The organism is Rhizobium sp. H4, assembly GCF_003013335.1.
GTDB classification, from domain to species: domain Bacteria; phylum Pseudomonadota; class Alphaproteobacteria; order Rhizobiales; family Rhizobiaceae; genus Rhizobium; species Rhizobium sophoriradicis.
On sequence record NZ_PSOW01000002.1, the window covers coordinates 345,242 to 367,420 of the forward strand.

At 61.7% G+C, this 22,179-nt stretch carries 20 protein-coding genes; 6 read left to right on the plus strand and 14 right to left on the minus strand.

What is annotated here, in order from left to right; all coding sequences use genetic code 11:
- Positions 1-63: 63 nt before the first annotated feature.
- Both C4N04_RS04430 and C4N04_RS04435 read left to right on the plus strand, forming a co-directional pair.
- On the plus strand, positions 64-1,104 hold the full coding sequence (locus C4N04_RS04430) for a glutamine synthetase beta-grasp domain-containing protein (protein WP_038690487.1): 1,041 nt from the start codon (positions 64-66) through the stop codon (positions 1,102-1,104).
- Positions 1,105-1,342: 238 nt separating this feature from the next.
- Entirely contained in the window at positions 1,343-2,524 is a 1,182-nt protein-coding gene (locus tag C4N04_RS04435) for a glycosyltransferase family 1 protein (RefSeq protein WP_106795493.1), read from the plus strand.
- 60 nt (positions 2,525-2,584) lie between these two features.
- Here C4N04_RS04435 and C4N04_RS04440 read toward each other — a convergent pair whose 3' ends face one another.
- Positions 2,585-3,598 carry an alpha/beta hydrolase gene (locus C4N04_RS04440; RefSeq protein WP_106795494.1) on the minus strand — a complete coding sequence of 338 codons (1,014 nt, stop codon included), beginning with the start codon at positions 3,596-3,598 and terminating at the stop codon, positions 2,585-2,587.
- Positions 3,599-3,760: 162 nt separating this feature from the next.
- Between C4N04_RS04440 and C4N04_RS04450 the strand changes: the two genes are divergently transcribed.
- On the plus strand, positions 3,761-4,198 hold the full coding sequence (locus C4N04_RS04450; protein ID WP_039621348.1) for a MarR family transcriptional regulator: 438 nt from the start codon (positions 3,761-3,763) through the stop codon (positions 4,196-4,198).
- A gap of 240 nt (positions 4,199-4,438) precedes the next feature.
- On the opposite strand, the gene der is transcribed toward C4N04_RS04450, so the two are convergent.
- The 3 genes from der to C4N04_RS04470 form a co-directional block, all read right to left on the minus strand.
- The gene (gene der / locus C4N04_RS04460) at positions 4,439-5,860 is read right to left on the minus strand and encodes a ribosome biogenesis GTPase Der (protein WP_038690497.1); all 1,422 of its coding nucleotides are present in this window, start codon (positions 5,858-5,860) and stop codon (positions 4,439-4,441) included.
- 16 nt (positions 5,861-5,876) lie between these two features.
- The gene (locus tag C4N04_RS04465) at positions 5,877-6,560 is read right to left on the minus strand and encodes a tetratricopeptide repeat protein (protein WP_077989982.1); all 684 of its coding nucleotides are present in this window, start codon (positions 6,558-6,560) and stop codon (positions 5,877-5,879) included.
- Between the two features lie 102 nt (positions 6,561-6,662).
- Positions 6,663-7,247, minus strand: a complete 585-nt coding sequence (locus C4N04_RS04470; protein WP_096768974.1) for an NnrU family protein — start codon at positions 7,245-7,247, stop codon at positions 6,663-6,665.
- Positions 7,248-7,369: 122 nt separating this feature from the next.
- On the opposite strand from C4N04_RS04470, the gene C4N04_RS04475 reads away from it, so the two are divergent.
- A complete protein-coding gene (locus C4N04_RS04475) occupies positions 7,370-8,359 on the plus strand; it encodes a polysaccharide deacetylase (RefSeq protein ID WP_106795496.1) in 990 nt (329 codons plus the stop codon).
- A gap of 215 nt (positions 8,360-8,574) precedes the next feature.
- Here C4N04_RS04475 and sbmA read toward each other — a convergent pair whose 3' ends face one another.
- From sbmA to glpK, 10 genes are all read right to left on the minus strand, one after another.
- Entirely contained in the window at positions 8,575-9,840 is a 1,266-nt protein-coding gene (sbmA, locus tag C4N04_RS04480; protein WP_106795497.1) for a peptide antibiotic transporter SbmA, read from the minus strand.
- A gap of 125 nt (positions 9,841-9,965) precedes the next feature.
- Positions 9,966-11,150, minus strand: a complete 1,185-nt coding sequence (locus tag C4N04_RS04485) for a YbfB/YjiJ family MFS transporter (protein WP_038690553.1) — start codon at positions 11,148-11,150, stop codon at positions 9,966-9,968.
- A 107-nt stretch (positions 11,151-11,257) separates the two neighbouring features.
- Positions 11,258-12,778, minus strand: coding sequence for an FAD-dependent oxidoreductase (locus C4N04_RS04490; protein ID WP_106795498.1), 1,521 nt, complete (start codon positions 12,776-12,778; stop codon positions 11,258-11,260).
- Between the two features lie 277 nt (positions 12,779-13,055).
- Positions 13,056-13,814, minus strand: coding sequence for a type I methionyl aminopeptidase (gene map / locus C4N04_RS04495; RefSeq protein ID WP_106795499.1), 759 nt, complete (start codon positions 13,812-13,814; stop codon positions 13,056-13,058).
- A gap of 39 nt (positions 13,815-13,853) precedes the next feature.
- Positions 13,854-14,915: an LLM class flavin-dependent oxidoreductase gene (locus tag C4N04_RS04500; RefSeq protein WP_106795500.1), complete on the minus strand. Its 1,062-nt coding sequence runs from the start codon at positions 14,913-14,915 to the stop codon at positions 13,854-13,856.
- Between the two features lie 352 nt (positions 14,916-15,267).
- On the minus strand, positions 15,268-15,558 hold the full coding sequence (locus C4N04_RS04505; RefSeq protein WP_106795501.1) for a GIY-YIG nuclease family protein: 291 nt from the start codon (positions 15,556-15,558) through the stop codon (positions 15,268-15,270).
- 178 nt (positions 15,559-15,736) lie between these two features.
- Positions 15,737-16,204, minus strand: a complete 468-nt coding sequence (locus C4N04_RS04510) for an SRPBCC family protein (RefSeq protein WP_106795502.1) — start codon at positions 16,202-16,204, stop codon at positions 15,737-15,739.
- A 98-nt stretch (positions 16,205-16,302) separates the two neighbouring features.
- The gene (locus C4N04_RS04515; protein WP_106795503.1) at positions 16,303-17,562 is read right to left on the minus strand and encodes an RNA polymerase sigma factor; all 1,260 of its coding nucleotides are present in this window, start codon (positions 17,560-17,562) and stop codon (positions 16,303-16,305) included.
- A complete protein-coding gene (locus C4N04_RS04520) occupies positions 17,559-17,933 on the minus strand; it encodes a YciI family protein (RefSeq protein ID WP_077989977.1) in 375 nt (124 codons plus the stop codon). The genes C4N04_RS04515 and C4N04_RS04520 overlap by 4 nt, the downstream gene beginning before the upstream one ends.
- A 140-nt stretch (positions 17,934-18,073) precedes the next feature.
- Positions 18,074-19,567, minus strand: a complete 1,494-nt coding sequence (gene glpK / locus C4N04_RS04525; protein WP_106795504.1) for a glycerol kinase GlpK — start codon at positions 19,565-19,567, stop codon at positions 18,074-18,076.
- A 154-nt stretch (positions 19,568-19,721) separates the two neighbouring features.
- Here glpK and C4N04_RS04530 point away from each other — a divergent pair, with 154 nt between their 5' ends.
- Both C4N04_RS04530 and xdhA read left to right on the plus strand, forming a co-directional pair.
- Positions 19,722-20,498, plus strand: a complete 777-nt coding sequence (locus C4N04_RS04530; RefSeq protein WP_077989975.1) for a 3-hydroxybutyrate dehydrogenase — start codon at positions 19,722-19,724, stop codon at positions 20,496-20,498.
- 27 nt (positions 20,499-20,525) lie between these two features.
- Positions 20,526-21,992: a xanthine dehydrogenase small subunit gene (gene xdhA / locus C4N04_RS04535; RefSeq protein WP_077989974.1), complete on the plus strand. Its 1,467-nt coding sequence runs from the start codon at positions 20,526-20,528 to the stop codon at positions 21,990-21,992.
- Positions 21,993-22,179 lie beyond the last annotated feature (187 nt).

Here is a 22,179-nt window from a genome sequence, read left to right on the forward strand (position 1 = left end):
TGCGCTCATGCGCCGAGATCGTCTCCGGATTTGCTCACCTTCGTAGCATTTGAGAGAGTCACGATGACAAAATATAAGCTCGAGTATATTTGGCTCGATGGGTACACTCCGGTACCGAACCTGCGTGGCAAGACGCAGATCAAGGAATTCGACGCATTCCCGACGCTGGAACAGCTTCCGCTCTGGGGCTTCGACGGTTCGTCGACCATGCAGGCCGAAGGCCGCAGCTCCGATTGTGTGCTGAAGCCCGTCGCCATCTATCCCGACCCCGCCCGCACCAACGGCGTTCTGGTCATGTGCGAAGTCATGATGCCCGATGGCGTCACACCGCACCCGAGCAACGCCCGCGCCACCATCCTTGACGATGAAGATGCGTGGTTCGGCTTTGAGCAGGAATATTTCTTCTACCAGAACGGCCGTCCGCTCGGCTTCCCCGAGCAGGGCTACCCGGCTCCGCAGGGCCCCTACTACACCGGCGTCGGCTATTCGAACGTCGGCGACGTCGCCCGCGAAATCGTCGAAGAACATCTCGACCTTTGCCTGGCTGCCGGCATCAATCACGAAGGCATCAATGCCGAAGTGGCAAAGGGCCAGTGGGAATTCCAGATTTTCGGCAAGGGCTCCAAGAAGGCCGCCGACCAGATCTGGATGGCGCGCTACCTCCTGCAGCGCCTGACCGAAAAATACGGCATTGACATTGAGTATCATTGCAAGCCGCTCGGCGACACCGACTGGAACGGTTCGGGTATGCATTGCAATTTCTCGACCAAGTACATGCGCGAAGTCGGCGGCAAGGCCTATTTCGAAGCGCTGATGGCGCAGTTCGAAAAGAACCTGATGGACCACATCAACGTCTACGGCCCGGACAATGACAAGCGCCTGACCGGCAAGCACGAAACGGCGCCGTGGAACAAGTTCTCCTACGGCGTTGCCGACCGCGGCGCTTCCATCCGCGTCCCGCACTCCTTCATCAAGAACGACTACAAGGGCTATCTGGAAGATCGCCGCCCGAACTCGCAGGGCTGCCCCTACCAGATCGCTTCCCAGGTTCTGAAGACGATCTCGGAAGTTCCTCTCTCCGGCTCGGCTTCCGCTGCAGCTTAACCTCCCAAGCGGCGCCGGTCCCGGACCGGCGCCGTCATTCTTTCTGCCTGAGAAACACGATCGGCCGCTGACATATTCGCGGCGAACGCGCCGCTAAACGCCTGCAAATGCTGGGATGCGGCTGTAATATTTCCATCATGGTCATGCCTCAAAATAGGCAGGCGGGAATCGCCGTTCCGGAACCCCGCTATGGGGCTGAGCGTTGTCATATCACTGCGACGCGGATGGAAATCACGACATGCTGCAACATCCGGCAAACACTTATAGCGGCGAGAGCTGGGCCAATGCCGCGGCCGCCGGAAATCTGCCGGAACGGCTGGTGATCGTCACCGACGCCTGGCACCCGCAGGTCAACGGCGTCGTTCGCTCGATCGAGAACACCAATCGCGAACTGGCGAAGATGGGCGTCGAGGTCTCGATGGTCACGCCGGAGCGCTTCAACAGCATCCCCTGCCCGACCTATCCCGAGATCCGCCTGACGATCGCCAGTTACCGCCGCGTCGCGCGCGAGATCGAAAAGCATCATCCCACCTATGTGCACATCGCCACCGAAGGTCCGCTGGGGCTGACCGCCCGCCGCTGGTGCCTGCGCAAGGGCATGCCCTTCTCCACCAGCTATCACACCCGCTTTCCGGAATATGTTTCCGCCCGCCTGCCGATCCCGCAGAGCTGGCTCTATGCCTTCGTGCGCTGGTTCCACAATGGCGGCGCCGGCTGCATGGTCGCGACACCGAGCCTTGCCCGCGATCTGTCGGCCCGCGGCATCAAGAACCTGATGCCCTGGACCCGCGGCATCGACGCCACGCAATTCCATCCTATGCCGCTCGAACAGGAGCCATTCGGCCTCCCTCGCCCGATCTTCATGACGGTTGGCCGTGTCGCGCTGGAAAAGAACCTGCCGGCCTTTCTCGATCTCGACCTGCCCGGCTCGAAGGTTGTCGTCGGCGATGGCCCGGCACGCGCCGAACTGGAGCAGCGCTATCCGAATGTGCATTTTACCGGCGTAAAATTCGGCGAGGACCTGGCCAAAATCTATGCCCAGGCCGATGTCTTCGTCTTTCCCTCGCTCACCGACACCTTCGGCAACACCATCCTCGAGGCGCTGGCATCGGGCGTACCGGTCGCCGCTTACCCCGTCACCGGTCCGCTCGACATCATCGGCGAAGACAGCGAGGTTGGCGCGCTGGATGCGGACTTGCGCACTGCCTGTCTGGCCGCCCTCTCCGCCTCGCGTGAAAAGGCGCGCGCGCTTGCCATGCAATATTCCTGGGAAGCGGCGACGACGCAGTTCATCAACAATATCCGCGCCGCCAATGGCGTCATCACGCCGAAATGGAAGAAGGCCTGGCAATTTGCCAAGTCGCTTCCGAGAAGCAGAAAGCCCGGCGAAACCGCCGGGCCTTTGCCGTCCGCAGATTGAAGCAATTCCAGCAAATTTGAAGCGGTTTGCTGAAATCGCGTGGAAAGAACGCTGATCGATTTACTTGTGCAAGGCGTTATGCAGCGTGTCGTTCGCGACCTTGATTGCACTGCGGACCGCTGGCGTGTCGGTGATCGCATTCAGCAGTACAAAATCGTGGATCGTACCGTTGTAGCGGATCGAGGTGACCTTGACGCCGGCCTGGCTAAGCTTGCGGCCATAGGCCTCGCCTTCGTCGCGCAACACATCGTTTTCATCGGTGATGATAAGGGCCGGCGGCAGGCCATTGAGCTGCTCGAGCGATGCCTGCAGCGGTGAAGCCGTCGGTTCCTTGCGCTTGGCTTCATCAGGCAGATAGGCGTTCCAGAACCACTTCATCGCTTCCTTGGTCAGCCACGGGCCATTGGCGAACTCATTATAGGAACCATTGTCGAAATTGGCGTCGGTGACGGGATAGAAAAGCACCTGCTGGTCGATAACGGGGCCGCCGCGCTCCTTGGCAAGCAGCGTCACCACGGCCGCCATATTGCCGCCGACGCTGTCGCCTGCGACCGCAAGCCTGCCGGCGTCTACATTGAATTCCTTGGCATGTTCGGCGACATATTTGGTCGCGGCATAGGCCTGTTCGATCGCCACGGGATAGCGGGCCTCCGGCGAGCGATCGTAATCAACGAAGACGACCGCGGCATCGGCGCCATTGGCAATCTCGCGCACCAGCCGGTCATGCGTGCCGGCATCACCCAGCACCCAGCCGCCGCCATGGAAGTAGAGAATAACCGGCAGCGTACCCTTGGCATGTTCCGGGCGGACAATGCGCAGCTTGATGCTGCCGGTCGGGCCTGATTTGATCACCTTGTCTTCTTCCTTGGCCGCCAGCTTCTTGACATCGCCCTTCTGTGCACCCGCCAGTACATTGCGGGCATCGGCCGGTGACCGCGTGTAGATCGGCTGGCCGCCGGCCAGGCTATCGATGAACTTCTGCGTTGTCGGCTCGAGCACCGGGTCGGCCAGCGCGCCGACGGCGGAAGCTGCCAGGAGTGCTGCTGCGGAAACTGCGGTCTTGATACTCGACATTGTCTTGTCCTCTCAGTTTTTGAATGTTCGTCCTGAACACAGCTTTTATATCGTGCACGATCATTTTTTGCGCAATCTAACTTTTGGCATGCCTGCCATGCATAAAGATTGCTTGCGATTATTTACCGCACGATATAATATCAGCGGTTTTGGAGATGCCCCATGCAGGATCCGCTGAAGCTCGACGTTTTCGTCTGCTTTGCCGTCTATACAGCGAGCCACGCGCTGAACCGCGTCTACAAGCCGCTTCTTGACACGCTCGGCCTCACCTATCCGCAATATTTGGCCATGGTCGCGCTGTGGGAACAGGACGGCCAAACGGTCGGCGGCCTCGGTGAAAAGCTATTCCTGGAATCGAGCACGCTGACGCCGCTACTAAAACGCCTGGAAAGCGCCGGCTATATCAGCCGCGAGCGCAGCAGCGCGGACGAACGCGTCGTCGTCATCCGCTTAAGCGAAGCAGGCATTCGCCTGAAGGAAAGGGCGATCGGCATTCCCGGCTGCATCGCGGAAGCGAGCGGCCGTGACGCTGGGGATCTTACTCGGCTCCAGGCCGAGATCGTGGCGCTGCGTGAAGCGCTGACTAAGAGCATAGCTTAGATTCACCACAACCGAGATAGGTCGCGCCTGAGGCACCCCCCTCTGCCCTGCCGGGCATCTCCCCCACAAGGAGGGAGATCGACTCGCGGATGGAATCCACCAGACAATTGATGCTGGAACGAGCGGGTCCGCCCATCCGATCTCCCCCACCTGTGGGGGAGATGCCCGGCAGGGCAGAGGGGGTATCCCGCGCCACAACGCGACCGGATGTTCCCGCAAGCACCAACTGGCGCCCAGCCTCTACGTCCGCTTCTTCTTCGATTCGTACGGATTTTCAGCCGAACGGAAATGGATGCGGATCGGCACGCTCGGCATGTCGAAATCGGCGCGCAGCCCATTGATCAGATAGCGCGTATAGGATTCCGGCAGCGCGTCGGAACGGGTGCAGGAGATCATGAAGGCCGGCGGGCGGGCCTTGACCTGGGTCATGTATTTCAGCTTGATGCGCCGGCCGGACACGGCCGGTGGCGGATGCTGGATCTGCTGCGTTTCCAGCCAGCGGTTGAGCCGTGCCGTCGAGATGCGCTTGTTCCAAACCTTGTCCGTGTCGATGATCGACTGCATCAGCTTGTCCAGTCCCCAGCCGGTCTGGCCGGAGATCGGCACGGCGCGAATGCCGCGCGCCTGCGGCAGCAGACGGTCGGTCTTTTCGCGCAGGTCGGCAAGCACCGCCTGCCGGTCCTCGATCATGTCCCACTTGTTGAAGGCGAGAACGGCGGCGCGCCCCTCGCGCAGCACGAGATCGACGATCTGCAGGTCCTGTTTCTCGAAAGGGATCGTCGCGTCGAAGACGATAACCACCGTCTCGGCAAAACGGATGGCGCGCAGAGCATCGGCGACTGAAAGCTTCTCCAGCTTCTCGGTTACCCGGGCCTTACGGCGCATGCCTGCGGTGTCGAACATCTTGATGGTGCGGCCGCGCCAATCCCATTCGACCGAGATGGAGTCACGGGTGATGCCGGCCTCCGGCCCGGTCAACAGCCGGTCCTCGCCGAGGAAACGGTTGATCAGCGTCGACTTGCCCGCATTCGGCCGGCCGACGATCGCCACCCTGAGCGGCTTGGTGTCGTCATAGATCGGCTCTTCGTCCTCGCCGTCGGTCTCGTTTTCACCCGGCGGAATATCGACATCGGTAACCGCGACATCCTCCTTGGCATAGGCGCGGTCCTTGCCGATCGCCTCGACGATCGCGTCGCGCAGGTCGAGCATGCCCTCTCCGTGCTCGGCCGAAATCGGCGTCGGCTCGCCAAGCCCCAGTGTATAGGCGTCGTAGAAGCCGCTGTCGGAGCCGCGCGCTTCGGATTTATTGGCGACGAGCACCACCGGCTTGCCGCGCCGGCGCAACATTTCGGCAAGAGCGGTATCAACAGGCGTCAGCCCGTTCTTGGCATCGACGACGAAAAGTGAAAGATCGGCCTCATCGATCGCCGCCTCCGTCTGGGCGCGCATCCGGCCCTGCAGACTTTCCTCGTCGGCCTCTTCGAGGCCGGCCGTATCGATGATGGTGAAGTTCAGGCCCATCAGCCGCGCTTCGCCCGGCCGGCGGTCACGGGTCACGCCGGGCGTATCATCGACGAGCGCAAGCTTCTTGCCCACCAGGCGGTTGAAAAGCGTCGACTTGCCGACATTCGGACGACCGACGATGGCGACCGTGAAACTCATTCTTTTTCCTTAAAACTCAGCCCTGCGCGGCGGGCGCCTTGCCGGATGCGGTAATGAGATCAAGCATCATCTGGGCGCGATTGGCAACAGGACGCGGGCTTTCGGCGTCGTCGACAATCGACTGGAACCATTGCCGCGCCTGCGCCATGTTGCCGGCCTTATAGGAGGCCAGACCAAGCGCTTCACGCGCCGAATGGCGGAAGGCATTGCCCGGCACCGCCATTTCCTCAACCGCGGCCGAAACCTGCTCATAGGAGCCGTTCTCGATCAGCAGCCAGCCGGCACGCATCCTGGCGGCGTCGCGCACGGCGGCCGGCACACTATTGTCCTTGCCGATCTCGTTGAAGGCGGTGATCGCCGCGCCGGCGTCGCCCTTCTGCGCCTGGACGGTTGCGGCCCGCATGCGCGCCAGCACCGGATAGGCGCCATGGCCTTCCTTCTCCAGCTTGCCGAGCGCGGCCAGCGCCTCATCGTTCTTGTTCTCGTCGGCAAGCTTCATCGCCGCCAGGAACTGATCGCCGGCGCCGGAGGAGCGGGTATCGTCCCAATATTCAAAGAGAACCTTGCCGGCGGTGCCGACGACGATCAGGACGGCAGCGACGATGATATAGCGGCCGAACCGGCGCCAGACGCCCTTCATCTGGTCGGACCGCAATTCCTCATTGACTTCACGGATGAAGCTGTCGTCGTTGAATGCCATTCTTATCTCCGGCCGCGGCAATACCCATAGGCTGTGCGCTACGCACATGCCGGGCCTTCTACCCCATTTTGCCGCGGTTGTAAGGGGGATATGAAAGATTCGTTACATCACAAGCGGCGAAACGCCGATCAACCATTCGTGCAGCTTCCAGATGATCAGCGCCCAGGCAACGACGCCGATGAAAACACCATAGAGATCGTATTTGGCCGAGACGAAGGGGCGCAGCGTGATCTCGCCTGCGCGCTCGCGCCGCTTCAGGGAGATGCGCAGGATGACGCCCCAGGCGAGAAAAGCGGCAAACAGCAGGACGGACGATGTCTCGCCATTGGCGAGCAGATGCGCCAGCGCCCAGATCTTGACCGACAGAACCATCGGATGTTTCGTTTTGGTGGCAATATGCCCCGCCGGCAGCAGCGAGGCGACGAGACAGATCATCGCGATCAGCATCAGCGTGATCGCGATATGAGCCGTCCAAACCGGCGGATTATAGAGCATGCCCGTCACCTGACGGGCCTGCCCGAATCCGTAGATCAAGAGGATCAGTGTGAGGATGCTTGCGATCGAGTAGCCGGCCCGCCAGCCCCTTTCGCCGAAGCTGGCGATCATCGACTGGCGAAAGCCGGGAGCCACCACCCTCACCAGATGCACGCCGAGGAAAAGTATGATGCCGATGATAAGCAATGTCATTGCGGGTCCCTTCCGTGCAGTTTGTCATGGCTTAGCGGCTGACGGGAAAAAATACCAGTTGAGACCGCAGCTTCGCCGCAATTCTATCCGAGGGAAACCGCGATCAAATTGTCGCGGTGTCCATGTCCCGTCTTCTCCTCTCCACCTGCCTGACGGCTTCGTTCCTCCTCCCTGTTATCGCCGAGGCGGCTGACCGGCCGAAACAGCTCGTCATCATTTCCTTCGATGGCGCCCACGACAATGCGCTCTGGCTGAAAAGCCGCGAGATGGCGGCGAAAAATGGCGCCCATTTCACCTATTTCCTCTCCTGCACCTTCCTGATGAACGAGGCGGCGAAGAAGGCCTACCAGGCGCCCCACCAGAAACGCGGCAAATCCAATGTCGGCTTCGCCCAGAGCGACGACGAGATCCGCGAGCGCCTCGGCAATATCTGGCACGCCCATCTCGAGGGTCACGACATATCCAGCCATGCCTGCGGTCATTTCGACGGCCGCCTCTGGAGCGAGGCCGACTGGTCGGCCGAATATGCGACCTTTCATGCAACTCTGAAAAACGCCTGGAAGAGCGTCGGTCTCGACGAGCCGGCCGGCTGGCAGGACCTTGTCAATCATGGCATCAAGGGTTTTCGCGCCCCCTATCTGTCGGCAACCGCGGGCGCCGATATGATCGCCGCCGAAAAGAAGGCGGGCTTTACTTACGATGCAAGCCTCGTCACCAAAGGCCCGGCGATGCCTGTCGAAGAAGACGGCATCATCCGCTTCGGCCTGCCGCTGATCCCCGAAGGCCCGAACGAAAAGCCGATCATCGGCATGGACTACAATCTCTTCGTGCGGCACTCGAAGGGCGAGGAAGACAGCGCGGATTCGAAGGAATTCGAGGATCGCGCCTATTCAGCCTTCTCCCAGGCCTTCGACCGCCAGTACAACGGCAACCGCATCCCCCTTCAGCTCGGCTTCCACTTCGTTGAAATGAACGGCGGCGCCTACTGGCGCGCGCTGGACCGTCTGGTCAGCGACGTCTGCCACCGCGCGGACGTTGCCTGCGTCAGCTATTCCGAAGCGATCCCGATGATCGAGGCGCGAGGGAAACTGCAGCAGACGTCGGGTTTGTGACCGACGCGTTTATATTACCGGGACGGCGTTCCCTGCCGTCGCCTCATCCGGCCCTTCGGGCCACCTTCTCCCCGCTCGGGAGAAGAGAAAGGCGTGGCGAGGTCGCGGTTTCCCCTTCTCACCAGCGGGAAGAAGGTGCCCGTTAGGGCGGATGAGGGGGCCGCAGGGCACACCAGGCATTAAAAGCCCCGACCCCACCCGTCCAGCCTCACCCGTCAGCCATCAACATGAACAACGCCAGTTTCCCGCTCCAGATAATGCTGGTCGATCGCCGGCAGAGGTTCGTCGTCGATAGCAGCCTCGAAGGCCTTGAGGCGCTTGTGGATGGAGAGTAGTTCGATGATCGTCGTCCAGGAGTTCACCAGATACTGGAACGAGTTGCTGACCTGGCCGAAGGCGGTCGAGATCTGCTGGAAAATGCCGTAGGTGATCGTGCCAGCAACGATCGTCGGCACCAGCATGAAGACCACGAAAAGCGCGTCAGCCTGAATGTAGAAATAGCGGGCGACGTTGAAATACATGTAGTGGAAATACATGCGGAAATAGTTTCGCCGAACATTGTTGAAGAGCTCCCTGACTGTCAGCGGTTGCGCCCTCTCCGCATGATCCTCGCCGTAGACGAGTTCCTTACGATAGGCGGCTTCGACGCGTTGATTCCGGAAGTTCAGGCCCGGCAGCTTGATACCGGCAACCGCCAGGAGCAGCGTGCCGAATGCCGACCAGAAGAGCGCCAGCCAGAAGAGCGAATTTGCTAGAGGGCCGATGACCGGCAGTTCGGTCACGTAGTGCGAGAGGGCCAGAAGAATCGGAAGAAAGACAACGAGCGTCATCACTGAGTTGATGAGGCTGATGCCGAGACCTTCGAGCGTGCTCGAAAAGCGCATCGTATCTTCCTGAACGCGCTGCGAGGCGCCTTCAATGTGACGCAGCTTTTCCCACTTCGACATGTAGAAGTCGTTCATCGCCGCGCGCCAGCGGAAGATGTAGTGGCTCGTAAAGAAGTCGGTCATGATCGACACGAACATGCTGAGGAATGCGATCTGACAGAAGACCCACATCAGGCTGTAAAAATTATCGACAGAAATGCCCGGCTGCTTCGACAACGCGTTCTGGAGAAGATCGCCGAAGGGCCGGCGCCAGTTGTTGATCACGACCGTGATCTGGACGCCGAAATAGGTAACGAAAATGATGAGCGCCGACCCCCAGATCGACCACAGCTTCCAAGGATGGTTCCGCGCTATCAGATGCCATGCGCCACAGAAGATCACCGCCGAGAGGAAGAAATAGCTGTAGAACCAGACATTCTCGGGCAGAAGGAAGAAGGAAAGGTCAATCGGCTGCTGCTCTTCCGCAACCGCCACAAAGCCCAGCGACGCGCCGAGGCCGGCAGCGAAAAAATACCAGCCGAAGATTGAAATCAGCGTCCACACGACAAGCGAAATGAAGAAAGGTTTCGGCTGGGGAAAAAACGAATGAAACACGGGGAGCTTTGCTTTCCTGAACTGTGAGTCTCGGGAGTGTCGTGGAACACTGATTGTGCCGGAAACTAAGGCAGTTCGAAGGAAGCAGCAATGGCTTCGACCCATTGTTACGCAGATGTAATGGGTTAAGCGATTTTCCTGATGACCGGCATCACCAGCGCCGCACAGACCAGAAGTGCAGCGGCGGCGATCACCGTCGGGACGGTGAAACTGCCTGAGCGTTCGGCGATCCAGCCGGCAACAACAGGCCCGACGATCTGGCCGAGCCCGAAGGCGGCGGTCATCATCGCCAGAATTCGCCGCGGGCTTTCCGGTGAAAGCTTGCGGCCGATCTGCAGCCCGTAAGCGGTGATCGCCAGGAAGGTCGCGCCGAACAGCGCGCCGCCGATCAGTGGTGCGACCGAAGGCGGCAGCGCCACGGTCGCAAGTACACCGGCCGCTTCAATCACAAGCGCCGCGATATAGACGCCGCCAAGCCCGAGTGGCCTCACCAGCGGCTTCCAGGCAAACAGCGCCACCGCCGCCGTCAAGCCGGCGATGAACCAGCAGAGGAATTCAACGAAGGCTCCCGTTGCCGAGAGTCGGGCGATGGTGACGAGGAAGGTCGCCGTGATGACATAGCCGAATCCGAACAGGCCGTAGGACAGGGTCACCAGTACCATAGGCCGGCTCCAGTTGAGCGCCGGCTCCCTGCCTGCGCGCGCCGATTGCGCCGGTGCCGCGGGCAACAGCAGGAAAACGACGACCAGGCTGATTGCACAATAGATTGCCCCGCCGATCCAGTCGGCGCGCCAGCCGCCCGGCCCGTCGTGAAAGCCGAGGCCGACCAAAAGCACCATCACCGAGGACAGCGCGATCCCCGCCCCCGGCCCGCCGAAATGTGCCGCCTGCACATGGTCGTTACCGGCCGCCGCCCCGTGACTGAGCACGATCGACGAGGTGAAAACCATGGCAAAGGCGCTGGCGAGGCCAGCGAGAAAGCGGATGACGGCGAAGACCGCGACGGAATCGGTGGTGGCCATGGCGGCAAGCAGGATTGCGGTGGCAAGCAGCGCCGAGAGCGCCACCAGCCGCTCGCGCCCCGCCGCCCAACCATAGGCCGCAAGCACGGCGCCGACGAGATAACCGACGAAATTCGCCGAAGCGATGAAGCCTGCATCCGCTGCCGAAAGCGGCACGCCGCTCATCATCCCGGGCAAGATCGGCGTGTAGGAGAAGCGCCCGAAGCCCATGGCCGCCGCCATGGCAACAGCGCCGGCAACGGCGGTGGCAACGAGGTTCGGCTGGGAGCGAGGCGGGCGGGAGAGCATGCAGCGCTTATCGCGCCGCAGTCGCTGCACCGCAAACGACTATTTCTGATCGATCGATCAATTTCCGGAAAGCTAAATAAATCGACCGCTTCCCTAGCTCACCGCACTCACTCGATCTCGGCCAGGGGCGAAACTGCTGGTGCATTCAGGACCGTTCCATCCACCGCGAAGTGCGATCCGTGGCATGGACAGTCCCAGCACCGTTCCAGGGAGTTCCAGTGCACGTGGCAGCCGACATGCGTGCATGCGGCAGATCGCCTGTGCAGCGTGCCATCGTCGCTGCGGAACGCTGCGATCTTGGTCATTCCTTTGCGGACGATAGCACCTTCTCCCGGTCGCAGCCGATCGACGGACTCGACTTCGCCGGGCGCGACATACTCGGCGAAATTCTTGATCATTGTCGCGTTCTCGGCAAGGTAATTGCCGACCGCGCTCACCGTCTTCCGGGACGGCTCGTAAAGTTCCCGCCAGGGACTGTCGCCGCCGAGAATGGCCTCGGAGATCAGGAGTGAGGCCACCACGCCGTGGGTCATGCCCTCGCCGGAATCTCCGGTGACCACAAAGAGCCGTTCGTTACCGGGATTGCGGCCGATGAAGGCGGCATAGTCGATTGTCTCCATAACCTGCCCGGACCATCGGTGGGTTTCGGCCCCGAGATCGGGCACCAGTCCTCTGATCCAGGATGTCAAAGCGGCGAAGCGATCGTCAGCGTTGTCGGCGGTGCCCGTCTTGTGGTCCTCGCCGCCGACGATAAGGAAATCGCTCTCGTCATCGCCGGGATGAAGGCGGACATAGTGGTAGGGGTCCTCGGTGTCCCAGTAGAGACCATCCGGTACGATGCCGCGCGCAATCTCGAACGCCATTGCGTAGGTTCGATAGGGTGCCTGCTTCGTATGGAGTGCGACCCTGTCGTTGATTGGCGAGTTGGTCGCCACGATGGCCCACCTGGCGGTCACGGTGAGGCCGGAGTTCGTTCCCACGCGCACCCCGCTGTCGGTTTCCTCGACCTTATCGACGATCGTCTCGCAATAGAGGGTGCCGCCGCGCGCCCGAATTCCAGCCGCCAGACCGCGAAGATATTTGAGCGGATGGAATGTCGCCTGATCCGGATAACGCAGGGCGGGCGTGTCCGCATGGCCGGAAAGCGGCAACCCCGCGACCTCCTCGACGGCGATGCCTATCTTCAGGCCCGCCTCGAGCTCACGCCGGAGATCGGCTTCCGCCCCTCCAGAGGCGGGAAAGAGAAAGCCGTCGAGCCGACGGAAGTCGCAGGCTATGTGTTCCGCGGCCTGGATAGCCTCGATGCGGGCGATCGCCGCCGAGTGGCTCTGAAAATAGAGCCGCGCCAGCTCCTCGCCGCGCAAGCCGATGAGTTCCGAAAAGTAGTCGTCGCATACCGACGCAAGGTGTGCAGTCGTGCGGGCCGTCATGCCGCCGCCGATCCGACCCCGGTCGAGGACCGCAACCTTTTGCCCCGCGGCAGCCAGCTCGTACGCGATCGACATGCCTGCAATTCCAGAGCCCACCACCACGACGTCGAAGTCTTCGTTGCTGGCGAGAGGTGCTGCGTCGGGCGCAACCTCGATGCCTGACCAGAGAGACACGGTCCGTTCGTCGCTCGCATTCATGGCGGATTTTCTCCTAGCCCTATCCGCGGTAAATGGGCGGATGAACCGAATGTTCCGGGCGAAGCCTCAGACCCGGCGGGAGCCAAAGACTCCATCGCTATTTTAGCATGCGAAATATACCGTTGAGCGTTGTTGTCATTGACGTAATTCTAGGTGCGCAGGCCGAATACGTCGGCAGCGTGGAGGGAGTTCTCCCCGAGTTCTCTTCGAAAAGGCGACCTCACCGAGTATTTGAAGTCGCTCCAACCAACTCCATCCGTGACGGCAGTGTGGTTTCCTACGCCCGCCCGTCCGGCAAGGTCAAAATCACCGGTCCGTTCCGCGTCGCTACCACCGTGTGCTCATATTGCACGGTCGGTGCCTTCGGATCGGCATAGAGCGTCCATGCATCGTCGCCGCCCTCGGCCCATGTCGCGCCGAGCGAAAGGAACGGCTCGACCGTAAAAACGAGACCGTCCGTCATGACGCGCTTTTCCGAAGGATCCGGCCAGGTGGAGAGCTCGGCCGGCTCCTCGTGCAGCGAACGGCCGACACCGTGGCTCGCCAGATTGGCAACCAGCGTATAGCGGTTCTTTTGTGCGAAAGCGCCGACGGCGGTGCCGATCTTTGCCAGCGGCTCACCCGATTTCACCTGGTTGAGCCCGACCCAGAGCGCCCGCCTGCCGTCGCGGCACAGCCGCTCGATCTTCGGCTTGACCGGCGGCATTGCAAAGGAAGCGCCGGTATCGGCGAAGAAGCCATCCTTCTCAGCCGAGACGTCGATATTGATCAGGTCGCCGGCCTGGATGACGCGTGGCCCGGGAATACCGTGGGCGATTTCTTCGTTGATGCTGATGCAGGTCGCGCCGGGAAACTGGTAGCAGAACTCCGGCGCCGAGCGCGCGCCGGAATCCTCAAGCACCTTGCGGCCGATCCGATCGAGCTCCAGCGTCGTCATGCCCGGCTCCATCGCTGCCGCCATCACCTGGATGGCGTTGGCGCAGATCCGGCCGATCTCCTTGAGCTTTGTCAGTTCATCGTCGTTTGCGATAACCATTCGTCTCTTCCGGCCTTGCGCGGGAGCGGCGCGGCCGCCTCAAGCCGTGGCTTTCGCCCCTTCGTTTCTTTCAGTCAATGCCTTTCTGACGATCGGCGCGACTTTCGTCCCGTAGAGCTCGATGCCGCGCATGATCTCAGCATGCGGCATCAGGCCGATTGCCATCTGCAGCAGGAAGCGGTCGTTTCTGAAAAGCGTGTGATGGGCAATGATCTTTGCCGCGACCACCTCGGGGTCGCCGACAAAAAGCGCGCCGTTCGGTCCGCGCGACAAATCGAACTGCGCCCGGCTGGTCGGTCCCCAGCCGCGCTCGCGGCCGATGCGGTTCATCACTTCCGCCTGCGGCCCGTAGAACTGGTCGGCGGCGGCCGCGGTCGTATCGGCGATGAAGCCGTGAACATTGATGCTGGTCTTCAGCTTCGCCTGATCCTGGCCTGCCCGGCGCGCCGCCTCGCGGTAGAGATCGAAGAGCGGCGCAAAACGGCGTGGCTCGCCGCCGATGATGGCGAGCGCCACCGGCAGTCCGAGCGCGCCGGCACGCGCCACCGACTGCGGCGTGCCGCCGACCGCGACCCACAACGGCAGCGGGTCCTGCAGCGGCCTCGGATAGACGCCGCGCCCGCGGATCGGCGCGCGAAGCTCGCCCTCCCACTCCACCGTCTCGCCGTCGCGGAGCGCCAGGAGCAAATCGAGCTTCTCTTCAAAAAGCTGGTCGTAATCCTCAAGGTTATAGCCGAACAGCGGGAACGACTCGATGAAGGAGCCACGCCCCGCCATGATCTCGGCCCGGCCGTCCGAAATAAGATCGAGCGTCGAAAACTGCTGGAAGACGCGCACCGGATCATCCGAGGAAAGCACGGTGACGGCGCTGGTCAACCGGATGTTTTTGGTCTTGACGGCCGCAGCCGCCAACGCCACCGCAGGGGCTGACGCCGCATAATCGGGCCGGTGATGCTCGCCCAGCCCAAAGACATCGAGCCCGACCTGATCGGCGAGCTCGATCTCCTCGATAAGATGTTTTAGCCGCTCGGCCCCCTCCGCTCCCTTGCTGCGGGAGGGATTGGGATTGACGTCCGCGAAGGTGTAAAGGCCAAGTTCCATGGTCGCATCCCGTTGTGTTCTGCCTGGAAATAAGGATCGGCGAGCGGCAACGCAAATACAAAGTCTGGAACGGAATGTTCGAGAGTTTCGATAGTGCGGCGTCCGATAGCCGCGTAGGAAAGAGTCTTTGCGCCGTGGACACGGCGCTGCTGGATTCCTGTGACAGGCACAGGAATGAGGGAGCAAGGGGATCAACCTGCGCTCCATATCCTCTATCATTCAAAGCGTAATATGCAGAGCCAGATCAGGGCGAAGAGGGTCGTTTTGGAGCACTGCGGACACCAAGAACTCCCTCATTCCTGTGCCTGTCACAGGAATCCAGCAGTCGCGCGTCCGCGCGACGAGAGAATCTTCACAGACCCAGCAGGTGAAACGAAATCTCCTCCCATTCAGGATTCTCCCGCTCGATCAAATTGAGCTTCCACTGCCGCGGCCATTTCTTGATCGTCTTCGCTCGCGTGATCGCGGTCGTCAACAAATCATGCTCCTCGAACCACACCAATGTCTTTACGCCATACTTCGACGTAAAGCCTGCCGTCAGTTCGTTCTGATGCTCGTATAGCCGACCTGCAAGGTCACGCGTCACGCCGGTATAGAGCGTGCCATTGCGGGCAGATGCGAGGATGTAGACGTAACCCTTCATGCCGGTAGACTGGCACAGGTAACATCCCGCGTCGACAGCAACACGTGCCCACCCGAATCCCTATTCCAATCTGAAATTCAACAACTTCCAAGCCTCAACGGAATCATCTTCCAAGCTGCTTCACATCGCACGCGAAGCATGAGGGCGGCGCGGCCTCCACCACGCCGACCTCGCCGCTTCACATCCTCGCCAGCAGTTCCGCCAGCTGATCGGCAGCCTTGCCCCATCCCTCGTGGAATCCCATCTTCTCGTGCTCTTCCTTGTCCTCGGCGCGCCAGTGCAGCGCCTTGGCCGTATACTTCGTGCGGCCATTGCCGAGATCTTCGAGCAGGATGACGCCGGTGAAGAAAGGTTTTTCAGCGGGCACCCAGGCGCTGGTATAGGCGTCGGTGAAGACGATCTTCTCGTTCTCGACGATCTCGAGATAAACGCCGTGGTTCGGATACTGATTGCCCTCGGGATCTTGCATGATGACGACACTGGAGCCGCCGGGGCGCACGTCGAGCGTCGCTTCTGCAACACCCCAGGGGCTCGGGACGAACCATTGTTTCAGCAGATCGGGATCGGTCCACGCCTTGTAAATCTTCTCGCGCGGGGCGTCGAATTCGCGAACCAGGGTGAGTTCATGTTGCGTGCTTGCGGTCATTTCGACATCTCTCCATTTGAGTGAAACCTGTTTCCTGTCAGGTTGTTACAAGGACGTGTCGAACTTCGCCGTTCCGACAGCGCGCAATTTTTCCTGATTTAATTTGCGATCGGCTGCGTGGGCTCTTCCTGCATCTTGTCGATCTGCCGGCGGATATGAGCCGCCTCGGCCGCCGAATGGGCAAGCGCGATGGCATGGTCGAAGGCCTCGCGCGCCTGGCGGGACAAGCCAAGCTGCTTCAGCAGGCCACCCCGCAGACCGTGATAGTAGAAATAGCCGCCGAGCTTCTCGCCAAGCGGATCGATGAGATCGAGCGCCTGCTGCGGCCCGTGCAGCTTGGAAACAACGACCGCGCGGTTAAGCGTCACGACAGGCGAAGGCTGCACCCGCTCCAGCGCGCGGTAGAGCAGATCGATCTCGACCCAGTCAGTATCCTCGGCACGTTTCGCGCGGGAATGCATGGCGGCAATGGCCGCCTGCAGCTGATACGGGCCGGGCCGGCGGTGCCGCAGCGCCTTGTCGAGCAGCGCCAGGGCCTCGTTGATGAAAGGCTGGTTCCAAAGTGAGCGGTCCTGATCTTCAAGCAGCACGATTTCGCCCTCGGCGCTGAAGCGCGCTGGCCGGCGCGAGATCTGCAGGAGCATGAGCGCAAGCAGCCCCATCAGTTCCGGTTCCGCCGGGAAAATGTGCAGCATCAAGCGCGCCAGCCGGATCGCCTCGTCACTTAAGGTTGCGGCCTCCTGCTTCGGGTCGGCCTGGCTGTAACCCTCGTTGAAGATGAGATAGATCATCGTGCTGACGATCGAGAGACGTTCGGCCCTCTCCTCGGGGCTCGGCGTTTCGAACGGCACCCCTGCCTTGGCGACGCGCGCCTTGGCCCGGGTGATGCGCTGCTCCATCGCGCTTTCCGAAACCAGGAAAGCGCGCGCGATCTGCTGCACGGAAAGGCCGGACACGATGCGCAGCGCCAGCGCGATCTGCTGGGTGGCCGGCAGATCCGGATGGCAGCAGATAAAAAGAAGCCGCAGAATATCGTCGCGATAATTGGAATCGTCCAGCCGCTCGGCGATATCGCTTTCGGCATCCTCGGTATCGGAAATGACATCCTCGTCCGGCAGCGCCTGGAGCTTCGTCCGCTTGCGCACCGCATCGATACCGCTGTTGCGGCCGACGAAGATGAGCCAGGCTGTCGGATCGCGTGGCGGTCCTTTCTCCGGCCATGTCCGGATCGCCCTCAGGCATGCCTCCTGGAACGCCTCTTCCGCGGTATCGAGATCGCGGAAATAGCGCAGCAGCGCGCCAAGCGCCTTCGGGCGCGCCGAGGCAAGCGCAAGGTCGATCCAGGCAATATCGGTCATGACGCAGCATCTCCCGGCCTGAAGACGTAGAACGGCCGAATTTCGTAAGAGGTGGAACCGGGATTGACGGATGAAAGCTGCTTCGAGAAGGCGACGGCCTCGTCGAGGCTTTCGAAGTCAACCACATAGAAGCCGAGAAGCGCCTCCTTCGTTTCCGCAAAAGGCCCGTCGATGACCAAGGGCTCGTCCTTGCCTTTGCGCACGGTAGTCGCCGCCGTCGTCGGCATCAGCCGCCCGACGGGGCCGAGCTTACCGGCTTTTGCCAGCGGCTCCTGCACGGCGTAAAGTCTCTCCATGACGGCAGCCTCTTCCTCCTCGGTCCAGGCGAAGACGGTTTCCTCGTGAGCGTAACAAAGGATTGCATAAAGCATCGGGTCACTCCTCTTTCCGAATGACGAAGGAGTAACCGCTTAGCCGACAGGTCGCATCAAAAAATTATCAAGAAAGAAGCGCTGAGAGCCAGGCCCGACCCGCGCACACAAGGCAGCGCTATCGCGCGGTTCCGATTGCCTCACCCGTCGCTCAGGGTCCGCCGGACCGCATTCTTCCAACCCTTGAGCTTGGCCGCCCGCACCTTCTCATCCATATCGGGCTCGAACCGCCGGTCGCGTTTCCACGTCGCAGAAAAGCCGTCCCTGTCCGGCCAGACCCCTGCCCGGCTGCCGGCGAGCCAGGCGGCACCGAGGGCCGTCGTCTCGAGAATAACCGGGCGGTCGACGGGGGCATCGAGCAGGTCGGCGAGGCGCTGCATCGTCCAGTCCGAGGCAACCATGCCGCCATCGACGCGCAGTACGGTATCGTCGCCGCTGTTCTTCCAATCCTTCTGCATGGCCTCGAGCAGATCGCGGGTCTGGTAGCAGACGGCTTCGAGCGCGGCCCGCGAAAGCTCCGCCGGGCCGCTGTTGCGCGTCAGCCCGAAGATGGCACCGCGCGCCTTGGCGTCCCAATGCGGCGCGCCCAGCCCGGTAAAGGCAGGCACGAGATAGACTTCTTGCGTCGGATCAGCCTTCTCGGCAAGCGCATTGGTCTCGGCGGCGCTGCCGATGATCCCGAGCCCGTCCCGCAGCCATTGCACCGCTGCACCGGCGATGAAGATCGATCCCTCGAGCGCGTAGGTCGTCTCACCGTTCAGCCGATAGGCGATGGTGGTCAGCAGCCGGTTTTTCGAGCGGACCATATCGGCGCCGGTATTGAGCAGCGCGAAACAGCCGGTGCCATAGGTCGATTTCAGCATGCCCGGTGCAAAACAGGCCTGACCGATGGTCGCGGCCTGCTGATCGCCGGCAACCCCGAGAATCGGGATCGCGGCGCCGAAGATATCGGCGTCGGCCGTTCCGAAATCGGCGGCGCAATCCTTGACTTCAGGCAGCATGGCGGCCGGCACCCTGAGAATATCGAGCAGATCCTCGTCCCAGCTATTTTCGGCAATATTGAACATCAGCGTGCGCGAGGCGTTGGTCGCGTCGGTGACGAAGCTCTTGCCGCCGGTCAGGCGCCAGATCAGGAAGGCGTCGATCGTGCCGAAGCAGAGATCGCCTCTGGCGGCGCGCGCCCTGGCGCCCTTGACGTTGGCGAGCATCCACGACAGCTTCGTGCCGGAAAAATAGGGATCGAGAATAAGACCGGTCTTTTTCGTGAACAGCCGCTCCAGATCCTGCCGTTTCAGATTGTCGCAATAGCTCGCCGTGCGGCGGTCCTGCCAGACGATCGCGTTGTGGATCGGCCGGCCGGTCTGGCGCTCCCAGACGACCACCGTTTCGCGCTGGTTGGTGATGCCGAGCGCTGCAACATCCCTCGCCGTAATCCCTGCGTCGCGCAATGCCATGTTGACGGTGGAGACGACCGAATCCCATATCTCCTCGGGATCGTGCTCCACCCAGCCGGAGCGCGGATAGAGTTGGGTGAATTCCTTCTGGCTCTTGCCGGCAACATGCATGTCGCCATCGAAGACGATCGCCCGCGTCGATGTCGTTCCCTGATCGATCGCCAGAACATATCCACTCATCAAACCCCTCCTCAAACATATCATTATCGTTGCAAATCAATAGGACACGGATACGGATGAGAAAAGCCAATAAAGCGGAATTGCCAGCCTGCCGACTTTGGGCATAACCTCGCCGGCGACGCTGCAACGCAGCATCCGCCCCAGGGAGAAAAACATGAGCAGATCAGTCGTCGTCACCGGCTCCACCAGCGGCATCGGTCTCGCGATCGCCACCGCCTTCGCCGAAGCGGGTGACAACATCGTCATCAATGGCTTCGGAAATGCCGATGAAATCAAGGCGATCGTCGAACGGCTTGAATCAGTATCCAAGGGACGGGCGATCTACCATCCGGCCGACATGACCAAGCCCGCTGAGATCGCCGACCTGATCGAAACGGCGGCGAAGAGCTTCGGCACCGTCGATATCCTGGTCAACAATGCCGGAATCCAGCATGTCGAGAAGATCGAGGATTTCCCGATCGAAAAATGGGACCAGATCATCGCCATCAACCTTTCGAGCTCCTTCCACACCATGCGCGCCGCGATCCCGCTGATGAAGGCCAGGAAGCATGGCCGCATCATCAACATCGCCTCGGCGCACGGGCTGGTCGCCTCCCCCTTCAAATCCGCCTATGTCGCGGCAAAACATGGTATATTAGGCCTGACGAAGACGGCGGCGCTGGAGCTTGCCGAATTCGGAGTGACGGTCAACGCCATCTGCCCCGGCTACGTGCTGACGCCGCTGGTCGAAAAGCAGATACCCGATACCGCCCGGGCCCGCGGCATGACCGAGGAGCAGGTGAAGAGCGAGGTCATCCTCAAGGCGCAGCCGACGCGCGAATTCGTCAAGGCCGAAGAGATCGGCGCATTGTCGCTCTACCTCGCCAGCGATGCCGCCCGGCAGGTGACCGGAACGCACATCTCGATTGACGGTGGCTGGACGGCGGCATAACCATTTGGAAAAACAACCGGGAATATCATGAACGACAGCATCCGCTTCATCCTGAACGGCGAGGATATCGCGCTCACCGATGTCGGGCCGACCGAGACGCTTCTCGATTTTCTGCGGTTGAAGCGGCGCCTGACCGGCACCAAGGAAGGATGCGCCGAGGGCGATTGCGGCGCCTGCACCGTGCTCGTCGGGCGGCTCGCCGACGGCAAGCTCGCCTATGAAGCCGTCAACGCCTGCATCCGATTCATGGGCTCGCTACACGCCACCCATGTGGTGACGGTCGAACATCTCGCCGGCCGGGACGGCGCGCTGCATCCGGTGCAGCAGGCGCTCGTCGACTGTCATGGCTCGCAATGCGGCTTCTGCACCCCGGGCTTTGTCATGTCGCTCTATGGACTGTGGCTGACGAAGGAAAATCCCGGCCGCCGCGAGATCGAAAAGGCGCTGCAAGGCAATCTCTGTCGTTGCACGGGTTATGAGCCGATCGTCAAGGCCGCCGAGCAGGTGAGCCTGACGCGGCCGAGCGCGCTCTTCGATCCGCTGCAGCGGACACGATCGGAAATCATCGCGCGGCTCTGGGCTCTGCAGGCGAGCGGCACCATCCGGATTGCCAGTGGCGAAGGCCGGTTGATCGTTCCGGCGTCTGTTCAGGCTCTGGCGGAAGTCCTCTCTGAGGAACCCGAGGCGGCCGTCGTTGCCGGCGCGACCGATGTCGGCCTCTGGGTGACGAAGCAGATGCGCCGGCTGAGCCCGGTCGTTTTCATCAATCATCTGAGCGAGCTGCAGTCGGTCACGGAAAGCGAAGACGGCGTCACCATCGGCGCCGGTGTCAGCTATACCAAGGCCTTCGAAGCGATTGCCCGGAAAATTCCGGCGCTCGGACGGCTGATCGACCGTATCGGCGGCGAGCAGGTCCGCAACATGGGCACGATCGGCGGCAATATCGCCAACGGTTCGCCAATCGGCGACAGCCCGCCGCCCTTGATCGCACTCGGCGCGACGCTGACGCTGCGCTCGCTGGAAGGCCGGCGCAAGATGCCGCTCGAAGATTTCTTCATCGCCTATGGCAAGCAGGACCGCAGGCCCGGCGAATTCGTCGAGAGCGTATTCGTGCCCTATCCCAAGCCCACCAGCCACTTTGCCGCCTACAAGATCACCAAGCGGCGCGACGAAGACATCACCGCCGTGCTCGGCGCCTTCCTGCTGACGCTCGATGAGGCCGACGTGGTCACCGACATCCGCATCGCCTTCGGCGGCATGGCGGCAACGCCGAAACGCGCCCGAACAGTCGAGGCTGAACTGATCGGCAAGCCATGGACGGAAGCGACGATCGACGCCGCCCGCCCCGCCTTCGACAGCGACTACCAGCCGCTGACCGACTGGCGCGCTACGGCCGAATACCGGCAACTGACGGCGAAGAACCTGCTGACGCGGTTCTATCTGGAAACCGTGGGCGCGCCGGCGGAGCTGAAGCGGTTCGAGGAGGTGGCGTGATGGATTGTTTCGCTAGCCAGCCTCCGGCAGTCACCACTTTGCCCCTCACCCTAACCCTCTCCCCGCCTGCGGGGAGAGGGGACGTGCCCTGCGAGAAGTGGCGAGAAACGGAGACGGCGCGGCATGTCCCTTCTCCCCGCAAGCGGGGAGAAGGTGGCGGCAGCCGTATGAGGGGCCACCGTCAAAA